13 protein-coding genes are annotated in these 11,930 nt (G+C 67.4%); 3 read left to right on the forward strand and 10 right to left on the reverse strand.

The features are described from left to right. Positions 1-80 precede the first annotated feature (80 nt). The 3 genes from nadC to KYG_RS03490 all read left to right on the forward strand — a co-directional run bounded on the left by nadC (position 81) and on the right by KYG_RS03490 (position 3,961). On the forward strand, positions 81-950 hold the full coding sequence (nadC, locus tag KYG_RS03480; RefSeq protein WP_008903441.1) for a carboxylating nicotinate-nucleotide diphosphorylase: 870 nt from the start codon (positions 81-83) through the stop codon (positions 948-950). Continuing rightward, positions 947-2,065, forward strand: coding sequence for a quinolinate synthase NadA (gene nadA, locus KYG_RS03485; protein WP_008903442.1), 1,119 nt, complete (start codon positions 947-949; stop codon positions 2,063-2,065). Before nadC ends, nadA begins: the two co-directional genes overlap by 4 nt. A gap of 75 nt (positions 2,066-2,140) precedes the next feature. Beyond that, on the forward strand, positions 2,141-3,961 hold the full coding sequence (locus tag KYG_RS03490; RefSeq protein ID WP_008903443.1) for a chorismate-binding protein: 1,821 nt from the start codon (positions 2,141-2,143) through the stop codon (positions 3,959-3,961). Between the two features lie 54 nt (positions 3,962-4,015). Here the strand turns inward: KYG_RS03490 and KYG_RS03495 are convergent, their stop codons facing one another. The 10 genes from KYG_RS03495 to KYG_RS03540 form a co-directional block, all read right to left on the reverse strand. Next, a complete protein-coding gene (locus KYG_RS03495; RefSeq protein WP_008903444.1) occupies positions 4,016-4,375 on the reverse strand; it encodes a 5-carboxymethyl-2-hydroxymuconate Delta-isomerase in 360 nt (119 codons plus the stop codon). Positions 4,376-4,451: 76 nt separating this feature from the next. Continuing rightward, positions 4,452-5,669 (reverse strand): 8-amino-7-oxononanoate synthase, encoded by a 1,218-nt coding sequence (bioF, locus tag KYG_RS03500; RefSeq protein WP_008903445.1) that lies wholly within the window; start codon positions 5,667-5,669, stop codon positions 4,452-4,454. Continuing rightward, the gene (gene bioD, locus KYG_RS03505) at positions 5,666-6,337 is read right to left on the reverse strand and encodes a dethiobiotin synthase (RefSeq protein ID WP_008903446.1); all 672 of its coding nucleotides are present in this window, start codon (positions 6,335-6,337) and stop codon (positions 5,666-5,668) included. The genes bioF and bioD overlap by 4 nt, the downstream gene beginning before the upstream one ends. Further along, entirely contained in the window at positions 6,337-7,662 is a 1,326-nt protein-coding gene (bioA, locus tag KYG_RS03510) for an adenosylmethionine--8-amino-7-oxononanoate transaminase (protein WP_008903447.1), read from the reverse strand. Before bioA ends, bioD begins: the two co-directional genes overlap by 1 nt. A gap of 2 nt (positions 7,663-7,664) precedes the next feature. Further along, positions 7,665-8,045, reverse strand: a complete 381-nt coding sequence (gene panD, locus KYG_RS03515; protein WP_008903448.1) for an aspartate 1-decarboxylase — start codon at positions 8,043-8,045, stop codon at positions 7,665-7,667. Positions 8,046-8,107: 62 nt separating this feature from the next. Then, complete coding sequence (locus tag KYG_RS03520; RefSeq protein WP_008903449.1) at positions 8,108-8,482, reverse strand: 6-carboxytetrahydropterin synthase; 375 nt, start codon at positions 8,480-8,482, stop codon at positions 8,108-8,110. Between the two features lie 23 nt (positions 8,483-8,505). Further along, complete coding sequence (queE, locus tag KYG_RS03525; RefSeq protein WP_008903450.1) at positions 8,506-9,141, reverse strand: 7-carboxy-7-deazaguanine synthase; 636 nt, start codon at positions 9,139-9,141, stop codon at positions 8,506-8,508. Continuing rightward, positions 9,138-10,727, reverse strand: a complete 1,590-nt coding sequence (gene nadB / locus KYG_RS03530; protein ID WP_008903451.1) for an L-aspartate oxidase — start codon at positions 10,725-10,727, stop codon at positions 9,138-9,140. The genes queE and nadB overlap by 4 nt, the downstream gene beginning before the upstream one ends. A gap of 66 nt (positions 10,728-10,793) precedes the next feature. Further along, positions 10,794-11,591, reverse strand: coding sequence for a ScpA family protein (locus tag KYG_RS03535; RefSeq protein WP_237707193.1), 798 nt, complete (start codon positions 11,589-11,591; stop codon positions 10,794-10,796). A gap of 130 nt (positions 11,592-11,721) precedes the next feature. Next, complete coding sequence (locus tag KYG_RS03540) at positions 11,722-11,928, reverse strand: DUF3460 family protein (RefSeq protein ID WP_008903453.1); 207 nt, start codon at positions 11,926-11,928, stop codon at positions 11,722-11,724. Positions 11,929-11,930 lie beyond the last annotated feature (2 nt).

The raw sequence follows: 11,930 nt of genomic DNA on the forward strand, positions 1-11,930 counted from the left end.
CCAATAATGGGTGTACTTAGTGGTTTGCGGGCGGGTGGCGCCCGGTGGGGGTTGTTGTGTTCCCGGTATGCTCGCGGCCCATGACGCTTTCGAAATCACCGTTCAAAGACCACGCAGTCACAGACCTGGCCGAGGCCGATGTGGCGCGCGCCCTGGCGGAAGATGTGGGCACTGGCGACCTCACCGCCGGCCTGATCGACCCCGGCCGCCGCGCCCGGGCACGCATCCTGGCACGCGAGTCCGCCGTGATCTGCGGCGCCCCCTGGGCGGAAGCCGCCCTGCGTGCGCTGGACCCGGCTGTGGAAATCACCTGGCATGTGGCCGAAGGCCAGCGCTGTGCGCCGGACGAGGTGGTGCTGGAGGCGGAAGGCAATGCGCGCGCGCTGCTGTCGGCCGAACGCACGGCGCTGAACTTCCTGCAGCTGCTGTCCGCCGTGGCCACCAAGACGCGCACCTATGTCGATGTGGTGGCGGGCACGCGCGCCCAGATCGTGGACACGCGCAAGACCCTCCCCGGCCTGCGCCTGGCGCAAAAGTACGCCGTGCGCGTGGGCGGCGGCACCAACCACCGCATCGGCCTGCACGATGCCGTGCTGATCAAGGAGAACCACATTGCCGCAGCGGGCGGCGTGACGGCTGTATTGCGCGCTGCTGACAAGGTGGCTGCGCAAGCGAAGTTCATCGAGATCGAGGTGGAAACACTGGAGCAACTTACCGAGGCACTGGATGCCGGTGCCAAGATGGTGCTGCTGGACAACATGCCCCTGGCCCAGTTGCGCGAGGCCGTGCGCATCAATGCGGGCCGGGCGATTCTGGAAATCTCGGGCGGCGTCACGCTCGAAGGCCTGCGCGCGCTGGCCGAGACGGGCGTGGACCGCATCTCGATCGGCACGCTGACCAAGGACGTCAAGGCCACCGACTTTTCAATGCGCCTGCAGGAGTTGTCATGAACACCACCATCCTTCTCAAGGAAGTTGATTACGAACAGCCTGCCGAAGGCGGGGTGTGCGCGACCAAGCACGCCTGGGCGCGGGTGCCGCCCGAGCCCACCCAGGCCGAACGCGTGGCGCTGAAAGACAAGATCCGCCGCCTGCTCAAGGAAAAAAACGCGGTCATGGTCTCGCACTACTACGTGCACCCCGACCTGCAGGACCTGGCCGAGGAAACCGGCGGCATCGTGAGCGACTCGCTGGAGATGGCCCGCTTCGGCCGCGACCATGCCGCGCAGACCCTGGTGGTGAGCGGCGTGCGCTTCATGGGCGAAACGGCCAAGATTTTGAGCCCCGAGAAAACCGTGCTCATGCCCGACCTGGATGCCACCTGCTCGCTCGACCTGGGCTGCCCCATCGATGAATTCAGCGCTTTCTGCGACGCGCACCCCGACCGCACCGTGGTGGTGTATGCCAACACCAGCGCCGCCGTGAAGGCGCGGGCCGACTGGCTCGTCACGTCGAGCTGCGCGCTCGACATCGTGGGCGCGCTCAAGGCCGCAGGGCAAAAGATCCTGTGGGCGCCCGACCGCCACCTGGGCGCCTATATCCAGCGCGAAACCGGCGCGGACATGGTGTTCTGGAATGGCGCCTGCATCGTGCACGACGAATTCAAGGCGCTGGAGCTGGAGTTGCTGAAAAATGAGCACCCGCACGCCAAGGTGCTGGTGCACCCCGAGAGCCCTGCCGACGTGATCGCCCTGGCCGACGCCGTGGGCTCCACCAGCGCCATCCTGAAAGCCGCTGGCGAGATGGACGCCACCGAGTTCATCGTGGCCACCGACAACGGCATGATGCACAAGCTGCGCACGCTCAACCCCGGCAAGACGTTTTACGAAGCGCCCACGGCGGGCAACAGCGCCACTTGCAAAAGCTGCGCGCACTGCCCCTGGATGGCGATGAACGGCCTGGCCGATGTGGCGCGGGTGCTGGAAACCGGTGCCAACACCGTGCATGTGGACCCCGCGCTCATCCCGCGTGCGCGCCAGCCGATTGACCGCATGCTGGCCTTCACGGCGGCGCTCAAGAACGGTCAGCCCACCGGCGCACTGGTGCCCCACCTGGGCGCTGCCTGAAAGCGCACGATGTGTTGATGATTGCTCATTTTTTGATAGCTATAAGCGCCTGATCCACTAGCGCCACCGCCTGCTTTGACCCATAGTTGCCGCATTGACTTCACCCAGCCGCTGACTGCGGGCGCCACGCGCCTGCGCCACCGGTTCGAGGCACCGCGCGAGGTGCGGGTGGCCCACGCACTGCACGAGGTCCGCAGTGTGCTCGACGCCGTGTTCGCCGCCGCACAGCAAGGCCGCTGGTGCGTGGGCCATGTGCGCTACGAGGCCGCGTCGGCCTTTGATGCCGCATTGCAGACCCATGCGGCCGACGGCCCGCTGGCCTGGTTTGCGGTGTACGACGTGCCGCAGCCCGAGGCCGACGATGCAACGGATACTGCCCCTGCACAGGTGGTGTGGAACGACAGCCCCGAGCGCGAGGCGTTTGACGCCGCGCTGGCGCAAATCCAGCAGGCCATTGCGGCGGGCGAGTTGTACCAGGTCAACTACACCGCACCCTTTCGCGGCACGCTGCAGGGTTCGCCGCAGGCCTTGTTTGCCGCGTTGCTGCGCGCCCAGCCCGGGGGCTATGCCGCCTACCTGCAGGCGGGTGATGAGCAGGTGCTGTCGGTGTCGCCCGAGCTGTTTTTTGACTGGCGGGACGCGCCGGAGGGCGGCACTCTGCTGGCCCGCCCGATGAAGGGCACGGCCCCGCGTGGCGCCACCCCCGAGCAGGACGCGCAGCAGGCCGAGCACCTGCGCACGGCGCCCAAGGAGCGTGCCGAGAACGTGATGATCGTGGACCTGCTGCGCAACGACATGTCGCGCATTGCGCTGCCGCACAGCGTGCAGGTGCCTGCGCTGTTTGCCACGCAGGCCTTGCCCACGGTGTGGCAGATGACCTCGGACGTGACCGCGCGCACGCGCCCCGGCACCACGCTGACGGATGTTTTTGCGGCGCTGTTCCCTTGTGGCTCCGTCACGGGGGCGCCCAAGGTGCGCGCCATGCAGATGATCCGCGCGCTGGAGCCCGCGCCGCGCGGCGTCTACTGCGGCGCCGTGGGCGTGGTGCGGCCGGGCGGCGCAGCGGGGCCGGACGGCCTCCACCCGGTGGCGGCCACGTTCAACGTGCCCATCCGCACCGTGGTGCTGCGTGGCGTGAGTACGGGTGCGGGTGCGGATGCCTCCCCCGTCTTTGCCGAAGCCACCTGCGGCATTGGCAGCGGCATCACCTCCGGTGCCGAGGCAGGCGCCGAATGGGCCGAGTGGCACTACAAGCGCGCCTTTGTCGAGCGGGCAAGCGCTCCGTTCCAGGTGCTCGAAACCCTGGGCCTGCACGACGGTAAATTCATGCACGCCGACCAGCATGTGCGCCGCATGGGCGAAGCGGCTGCACATTTCGGCTTTGCGTTCAACGCCCATGCGGTGCGCCAGGAGCTGCAGATTGCCGCCCTGCAACACCGCGATGGCGACTGGCGGGTGCGCCTGCTGCTGGCGGCGGACGGCAGCGCCCGCGCCGAGGCCTTTGCGCTGCAGACCACTGCGGTGCCCGTGCGCCTGCAACTGGCGCCGCGCCCCTTTGCGGCCGCCCACAGCGAGTTTGTGCGCTACAAGACCACCCGCCGCGCGCACTACGCGGCGTTTGCCCCCACCATCCCCGGCGTGTTCGACACGGTGCTGTGGAACGAGGCGGGCGAGATCACCGAGGGCACCTTCGGCAACATCGCCGCGCTTATTGACGGACGCTGGGTGACGCCGCCCTTGTCTTGCGGCCTGCTGCCCGGTGTGGGCCGCGCCGTGGCCCTGCAGGACGGCCACGTGGTAGAGGCCGTTCTGCGCGTGGCCGACATACCCCGCGTGCAAGGGTGGGCGTTCATCAACAGCCTGCGCGGCTGGCTGGCGGCTACGCTGGCCGCGTGACTGTGCGCCAGCGGCCCCGTATGTTGCGAGGCTGGCGCCGGGTTCATGGCCGGTTCACAGCCGCTCTTTGGCGTACGAATCCCGGTCCATGTCCACGATCTCCACGCTCAGCTGCACCATCACGCCCTGCGGCCGGGGCGTGCGCTCGCGCAGCACGGCGGCAATGCGGTCGGACAGCTCTTTCTTGGCCTCGGGCGTGCGCCCTGCGAGCAAGCGCAGTTGTGCGTGCACAAAAGCGCGGTTGGCGGGCGCGATGCCGATCTCGAAGCTGTCGGCCACGATGAAACGGGTTTTCAGGTCTGCCTCGTCCTGCACCTGGGGATGGGCGCACAGCGTGGTGTTGAGGGCTGTGAGCGTTTCGGCTTCGGGGTAGTGGGGCAGATTGGCCGAGTATTCGATGGTCAGGTGGGGCATGAAATCGTCTCGCTGGAGGGTTATAGAAGGGCCTGCGTGGGCAGGTGGCCTGGGCTGTGCATGGTACTGCGGCGCATCAACGGTTGAGTGACTGCGTTGCCAGCGCATGCAGCGCCAACAGCAGTTGTTCCACGTCGTCGGTGGTGTGCGCGGCCGACAGCGCAATGCGCAGCCGCGCCGTACCTGCTGGCACGGTGGGCGGGCGGATGGCAGGCACCCACAGGCCTTGGGAGCGCAGGCCTTCCATCGCCGCCAGCGCGGCTTCGTTGCTGCCGATGATCAGGGCCTGCACGGGCGTGTGCGAGGGCAGCAGGTGCCAGCCCAGCGGTGCGGGCAGCGTGGAAAGGCCCTGGCGCAGCTGTGCGATGAGTCCGTCCAGATGTGCGCGCCGGTCGTCGGCCGCCTCCATGATCCGCAGGCTTTGCCGCAACGCGCTGGCCAGCAGCGGCGGTGCCGCAGTGGCAAAGATGTAGGTGCGTGTTTTTTGCAGCAGCCATTCGATGAGGGCTGCATCGCCTGCCACAAAGGCGCCCGCCACACCCGCAGCCTTGCCCAGCGTGGCCATGTAAAGCACGCGGCGTGAAGCCGTGGCTCCCGTCAGCCCCGCCTGTGCCAGGCTGCCGCGCCCTTGGGGGCCCAGCACGCCAAAGCCGTGGGCATCGTCCAGCAGCAACAGGGCGTCGTAGCGCTCGCACAGCGCCAGCAGCGCCGGGATGTCGATCAGGTCGCCGTCCATGCTGAACACCGCATCGCTGATGACCAGCTTGCGCCGGGCGGGGCTGGCGGCGAGCTGCGCTTCCAGCGCGGCCAGGTCGGCGTGGGGATAGCGGTGGATGGTGGCGCGCGACAGGCGGGCGCCGTCAATCAGGCAGGCGTGGTTCAGGGCATCGGAGAACAGGGCGTCGCCTTCGCCCACCAGCGCCGGGATGATGCCCGTGTTGGTGGCATAGCCCGCGTAAAAGTACAGCGCGCGGGGCAGTTGCACATAGGCGGCCAGGTCGCGCTCCAGCGCATCGTTGGCGGCGCTGTGGCCGCTGACCAGGGGTGATCCGCCCGAGCCCACGCCAAAGGTGTGCGTGGCGTCCCGAGCGGCCTCGGCCAGCGCGGGGTGGCCGGCCAGGCCCAGGTAGTCGTTGCTGCAAAAGGCCAGCATGGGCTGGCCGTCCACCAGCAGGTGGGCACCGCCCGCGGGTTGCACCACGCGGCGGCGGCGCAGCAGGTGGGCGCGCTCGATGTCGGCCAGGCGCCCCGGGATCTCGTCGAGCCAGGAGGTGGGGTGGGATTCCTGCGTCATAGCCATTCCCCGGGCAGTTCAAACACCAGGCTGCGCGCATCGGGAAGGTCCTGGTACGGCACCTCGGCCAGCAGCGGCACGCCCAGGCGCGCACGCAGGTAGGCGATGTTCTCGTCAGCGGCCTCCATCTCGGGGTCCACACGGTTGGCCACCCAACCCACCAGCACGAGGCCACGCGCCCGGATGGCCTCGGCAGTCAGCAACGCATGGCTGAGGCAGCCCAGCCGTAAACCCACCACCAGCACCACGGGCAGGGCCAGGGCCTGGGCCAGGTCGGCACCGGTCTGGGTGTCGGTCAGTGGCACATGAAAACCGCCCGCGCCCTCCACCACCACGGCATCCGCCTGGGCGGCCAGCGCCTGGTAGCTGCGCACGATGGCCGCGATATCAATCTGCACCCCGGCACGTTCGGCCGCAATGTGGGGCGACAACGGGTCGAGCAGCAGCACGGGGTTGTCCAGCTCGGGTGCGACGGACAGGGTGGAGGCCGAGCGCAGCGCGATCGCGTCCTCGCTGGCCCAGTCGTCCCCCCAAGGCACCACGCCCGCCGCCACGGGCTTCATACCCACCACGCGGGGGTGGTGGGCTGCCAATGCACGCAGCAGACCGGCGGACACCAGCGTCTTGCCGACGCCGGTGTCGGTGCCGGTGACAAAACATCCAATCATCAATTCTCCTCTTGCAGCGTGGCGTTCAGCGCAGCGAGCGCGCCGCTGGCCAGGCATTGCACGGCTTCGTCGTCGAGCATGTAGGGCGGCATGGCATACAGCGTCTTGCCGATGGGCCGCAGCACCAGCCCCCGCGCCATGGCGTGCTGGTGGTAGCGGCGGGAAAAGTCGGGCAGCGTGGTGTCCACATCCCAGGCCCAGATCATTCCGAGGCTGCGCGCATGGCGCACACGTGGATGCTGTGCCAAGGGTGCGCACGCCGCATCGATGCGTTGCGCCAGCGCCTTGTTGGCATTCAGCGCATCCAGCTGTTCAAACAACTCAAGCGTGGCCAGCGCCGCGCGGCAGGCCAGGGGGTTGCCGGTGTACGAGTGCGAATGCAGAAAGCCGCGTGTCACATCGTCGTCGTAGAACGCCGCGTACACCACGTCCGTGGTCAGCACGGCCGACAGCGGCAGCGTGCCGCCGGTGAGGCCCTTGGAAAGACAAATGAAGTCGGGCTGGATGCCCGCCTGCTGGTGCGCAAACATGGTGCCCGTGCGGCCAAAGCCTACGGCGATCTCGTCCACCACCAGGTGCACGTCATAGCGGCTGCACAGCGCGCGCGCCAGGCGCAGGTAGTCGGGGTCGTGCATGGCCATGCCCGCAGCACATTGCACCAGCGGTTCAACAATGAATGCGGCGGTGGTGGTGTGGTGCTCCTGCAGCCAGATCTCCAGCGCGGCGGCGGCGCGCCGGGCCACGTCTTGCGCGGTTTCGCCAGGGGCTGCATTGCGCGCATCGGGGCTGGGCACGGTATCGGCCAAACGCACCAGCGGGGCATAGGCCTCGCGGAAGATCGCAATGTCGGTCACAGCGAGTGCGCCCACGGTCTCGCCGTGGTAGCCGCCGGCCAAGCCCACAAAACGGCTCTTGGCGGGGCGGCCGGTGTTGCGCCAGTAGTGCGCGCTCATCTTCAGGGCGATCTCGGTCGCGGCTGCGCCGTCGCTGCCGTAGAACGCATGGCCCAGGCCGGTGAGGGCGGCCAGGCGCTCGGACAACTCCACCACGGGCGCGTGGGTAAAGCCCGCCAGCATCACGTGGTCGAGCTTGCCCAGTTGGTCCACCAGCGCGGCTTGGATGTGTGGGTGGCTGTGGCCGAACAGGTTGACCCACCAGGAGCTGATGCCGTCCAGGTAGCGCTTCCCATCGGTGCCGTAGAGCCACGGGCCCTGGGCGCGCGCAATGGCCACGGGCGGCTGGGTTTCGTGCCGCTTCATCTGGGTGCAGGGGTGCCAGACGCTGGCGAGGCTGCGGGCCACGAGTCCGTCGTGCGTGGGCTGCATGGTCAGACGCCCTGGGTGGGTACGGCGTGGCGCAGCTCGGTCTGGCGGTTGTGCTCGTCCACGAAGACCAACTGAGGCTGGTGCGTGCCCACCTGGTCTTCATGCACCTGCGCAAAGGCAGCAATGATGATGAGGTCGCCTGCGGCTGCGCGGCGTGCGGCCGAGCCGTTCACCGAGATCATGCCGCTGCCGCGCTGGCCCTTGATGGCATAGGTGACGAAGCGCTCGCCGTTGTTGATGTTCCAGATGTGGATCTGCTCGTTCTCTGCGATGTTGGCGGCGTCCAGCAGGTCTTCGTCGATGGCGCACGAGCCTTCGTAGTGCAGCTCGCACTGGGTCACGGCCACGCGGTGGATCTTGGATTTGAGCAGGGTGCGGAACATCGGCTTCCTTCAGTGAAGTCTGTGAATGGGGGAGGGTCTGCCGGTGGCAGGGCCTTGGTCGGTCAGGGCTGCGGAAAGTCCAGCACGCAGCTGTCGCCCAGCGCTTCGCGCCACACGCGCACGCGGCTCACGCTGGCGCGCAGGTCGGCGGGCAGCGCCTGGGCGATGAAAACGCACAGGTTCTCCAGCGTCGGCGTGCCCAGGCCAGGCACGTCGTCCAGCATGTGGTGGTCCAGCTGCTCGCGCACCACCTCCAGGCCCCTGCGCAGCAGGCCCAGGTCCAGCACCATGCCGGTGGCGGGGTCGCGTGGGCCGCTCAAAAAGACCTCGGCGTGGTAGGTATGGCCGTGCACGCGGCGGCTGCCTTCGGCCTCGATCTCGCGGCGCAGGGTGTGGGCAGCGTCGAAGAAGAAGCGCTGGGAGATGGTGAACAACATACGGGAACCAAAAAGAAAACCGCTCACCGGATACCGGTGAGCTTGTGAGTTTGCAGGCTCAGGCGCCATGCGGGGTGGGCCAGGCAGGCGTCAATGCAAGCGGCAGTGTTCTGTCGCTGCAGAAGGCCATCCATGGGCTGCAGAAAGCGGTGGGTGAACTGCGTGTCCTGCTCCAGCGCCTGCAGGTCAAAGCCCGGCTGGGGCCACACGAGCTTCAGTTCCTGCCCGCTGCGCTGCACCCACGGGGCACCCGCCTTGGGGCTGATGCACAGCCAGTCGATGCCCTCGGGCGCAATCACGGTGCCGTTGCTTTCAACCGCAATGCGAAATTGCTGCGCGTGCAGCGCGTCGATGAGTGCCGTATCGACCTGCAGAAGGGGTTCTCCACCCGTCAGCACCACCAGGCGATGGCCCGCGCCTGCAGGCCATTGGGCGGCGATCAATTCCGCCAGTGCCGTGGCCGTTTCGAACTTGCCGCCCAGCGTGCCGTCGGTGCCCACAAAGTCGGTGTCGCAGAACTGGCAGATGGCCTGCGCGCGGTCCTGCTCGCGGCCAGTCCAGAGGTTGCAGCCCGCAAAGCGACAGAACACCGCGGGTGTGCCCGCCTGGCCGCCTTCGCCTTGCAGGGTGTAGAAAATTTCTTTGACGCTGTAGGTCATCGGGCCACCGGTGGTACGAGAAGGGTGGGGGCCGCAGGCGCGGCCATCTCGGGGTAATCGCGGCTGAAATGCAGGCCCCGGCTTTCGCGGCGCAGCTGGGCGCTTTTCACGATCAGGTCGGCCACCTGCACCAGGTTGCGCAGCTCCAGCAGGTCGCGCGTGACGTGGAAATGGGCGTAGAACTCCTGAATCTCGCCCTGCAGCATGGCAATGCGGTGGGCGGCACGTTCCAGGCGCTTGTTGGTACGCACGATGCCCACGTAGTCCCACATGAAGCGGCGCAGCTCGTCCCAGTTGTGGGAGATGACGACGGATTCATCCGCATCGGTCACGCGGCTGTCGTCCCAGGCGGGAACGGTGGGCAGTTCCGTGGTCGGGGCTGCTGCGATGGCCTGCGCGGCGGCGCGGGCGAACACCATGCATTCGAGCAGCGAGTTGCTGGCCAGGCGGTTGGCGCCGTGCAGGCCGGTGCAGGCCACTTCGCCCACGGCGTACAGGCCGGGCAGGTCGGTGCGGCCCGCCAGGTCGGTCAGCACGCCGCCACAGGTGAAGTGGGCGGTGGGCACCACGGGGATGGGCTCCTTCGTGATGTCGATGCCCAGCGACGCGCAGTGGGCCAGGATGTTGGGGAAATGCTCCTGCAAAAACGCGGGGCTCTGGTGCGAGATGTCGAGGTGCACGCAATCGAGGCCGTGTTTCTTCATCTCGAAGTCAATGGCGCGGGCCACCACGTCGCGCGGGGCCAGTTCGGCGCGCGGGTCGTGGTCGAGCATGAAGCGCGTGCCGCCGGCAGAGGGGGGCAGCTTGAGTTGCCCGCCCTCGCCGCGCACGGCCTCGCTGATGAGGAAAGACTTTTCGTGCGGGTGGTACAGGCCAGTGGGGTGGAACTGGATGAATTCCATGTTCGCCACGCGGCAGCCCGCGCGCCAGGCGGCGGCAATGCCGTCGCCCGTGGCGGTGTCGGGGTTGGTGGTGTACAGGTACACCTTGCCTGCGCCGCCCGTGGCCAGGATGGTTTGCGGCGCGCGGAAGGTGACGACCTCGTCGGTGTCGCTGTCGAGCGCATACAGCCCCAGGCAGCGGTTGCCAGGCAGGCCCAGCTTGCGCGTGGTGATCAGGTCCACCAGCGTGTGCTGCTCAAACAGCGTGATGCCGGGCGTGCTGCGCACCACGTCGATCAGTGTGCGCTGCACGGCCGCGCCGGTGGCATCGGTCACATGGGCAATGCGGCGCGCGCTGTGGCCGCCTTCGCGCGTCAGGTGCAGCTGGTCGCCTTCGAGCGTGAAGGGCACGCCCAGGCCGCGCAGCCAGGCAATCGATGCGGGCGCGTTCTCCACCACAAAGCGCGTGGTGGCCAGGTCGCACAGGCCTGCGCCGGCGACCAGTGTGTCTTCGATGTGCGCGGCAAAGCTGTCGTCGTCAGCCAGCACGGCGGCAATGCCGCCCTGGGCCCAGCCGCTGGAGCCATCTTGCAGCGTGCGCTTGGTGATGACGGCCACGCGGTGCGTGGGCGCCAGGTGCAGCGCGGCCGAGAGGCCGGCGAGGCCGCTGCCTACGATGAGAACGTCGAAGTCGTGGGGTGCCATGGCTTGCGGGTGAAGAAAGGGGTAGCGCCACGGCCACCGGCCAGGGCGGTGAACAGGGGAGCCAGCCTAGACCGGCGTGTAAGCGAGGCGCACGTAAATGGGGGCAAAAGCCTCGGCCTGCGTGATCTCGATCAGCGTCTCTTTGGCCAGCTCCAGCAGCGCAATGAAGGTCACCACCAGCACAGTGCTGCCTTTTTCGGGCTCAAAGAGTTCTTCAAACTCCACAAAGCGGCGGCCCTGCAGCGTTTTGAGCACCATGCTCATGTATTCGCGCACCGAGAGCTCCTCGCGCGTGATCTTGTGGTGCTGCACCAGCTTGGCGCGCTTCAGAATGTCGCGCCAGGCGTCCTGCAGTTCCACCACGTGCACGTCCGGAAAGCGTGGCTGCAGGCTTTGTTCGATGTAGACCTGGGCCTTCAGGAAGTCGCGGCCGTACTGCGGCATGTGCGACAGGCGCATGGCCGCCATCTTCATTTGCTCGTATTCGAGCAGGCGGCGCACCAGCTCGGCGCGGGGGTCTTCGGGCTCCTCGCCTTCGGCCTGCTTCTTGGGCGGCAGCAGCATGCGCGACTTGATCTCGATGAGCATCGCCGCCATCAGCAGGTACTCGGCTGCCAGCTCCAGGTTGCGGCTGCGGATCTCGTCCACATACGCCAGGTACTGCTTGGTAACCCCCACCATGGGGATGTCGAGGATGTTGAAGTTCTGCTTGCGGATCAGGTACAGCAGCAAATCGAGCGGGCCTTCGAAGGCTTCCAGGAAGACTTCGAGCGCATCGGGCGGGATGTACAGGTCTTGCGGCAGCGCAAACAGCGGCTCGCCGTATAGGCGTGCCAGCGCCACCTGATCCACCACCACGGGCATGCCTGCCGCGTCCAGCGCGGACAGATCCGGCGAATCGGCCACGTTGGCTTCGTTCGCTGTGGTCATGGTTTGCTATAAAAAAATGAGCTACTAGAGCTTATTGAATAAGCGCTAGAGGCCATTTTGATGCTTAATCTGCGTTGGTCTGGTAGACGTACGGCTTTTGCTCGACCTGGCCTTCGCGGTACTCGGTCCAGATGCTGCGGTCTACCTTCTTGTCCCACAGCAGGGCACGGCCGGCCTGCTGCTGCTGGTCCAGTTCGGGGCGGCTGGCCTTGAGCTGGTTGATGAACTGCGTGGCGTCGGACTGGTAGTCGGGGCGGCGGAAAATGGACATGG

It is taken from the genome of Acidovorax sp. NO-1 (assembly GCF_000238595.1).
Lineage (GTDB): Bacteria > Pseudomonadota > Gammaproteobacteria > Burkholderiales > Burkholderiaceae_C > Acidovorax.

What these genes read in the sequence shown, in the direction of transcription:
- nadC (WP_008903441.1), top strand. Translation starts at nt 81, where the DNA reads ATGACGCTTTCGAAATCACCGTTCAAAGACCACGCAGTCACAGACCTG.
- nadA (WP_008903442.1), top strand. Translation starts at nt 947, where the DNA reads ATGAACACCACCATCCTTCTCAAGGAAGTTGATTACGAACAGCCTGCC.
- KYG_RS03495 (WP_008903444.1), bottom strand. Translation starts at nt 4,375, where the DNA reads ATGCCCCACCTGACCATCGAATACTCGGCCAATCTGCCCCACTACCCC.
- bioF (WP_008903445.1), bottom strand. Translation starts at nt 5,669, where the DNA reads ATGACGCAGGAATCCCACCCCACCTCCTGGCTCGACGAGATCCCGGGG.
- bioD (WP_008903446.1), bottom strand. Translation starts at nt 6,337, where the DNA reads ATGATTGGATGTTTTGTCACCGGCACCGACACCGGCGTCGGCAAGACG.
- bioA (WP_008903447.1), bottom strand. Translation starts at nt 7,662, where the DNA reads ATGCAGCCCACGCACGACGGACTCGTGGCCCGCAGCCTCGCCAGCGTC.
- panD (WP_008903448.1), bottom strand. Translation starts at nt 8,045, where the DNA reads ATGTTCCGCACCCTGCTCAAATCCAAGATCCACCGCGTGGCCGTGACC.
- KYG_RS03520 (WP_008903449.1), bottom strand. Translation starts at nt 8,482, where the DNA reads ATGTTGTTCACCATCTCCCAGCGCTTCTTCTTCGACGCTGCCCACACC.
- queE (WP_008903450.1), bottom strand. Translation starts at nt 9,141, where the DNA reads ATGACCTACAGCGTCAAAGAAATTTTCTACACCCTGCAAGGCGAAGGC.
- nadB (WP_008903451.1), bottom strand. Translation starts at nt 10,727, where the DNA reads ATGGCACCCCACGACTTCGACGTTCTCATCGTAGGCAGCGGCCTCGCC.
- KYG_RS03535 (WP_237707193.1), bottom strand. Translation starts at nt 11,591, where the DNA reads ATGCCCGTGGTGGTGGATCAGGTGGCGCTGGCACGCCTATACGGCGAG.
- KYG_RS03540 (WP_008903453.1), bottom strand. Translation starts at nt 11,928, where the DNA reads ATGTCCATTTTCCGCCGCCCCGACTACCAGTCCGACGCCACGCAGTTC.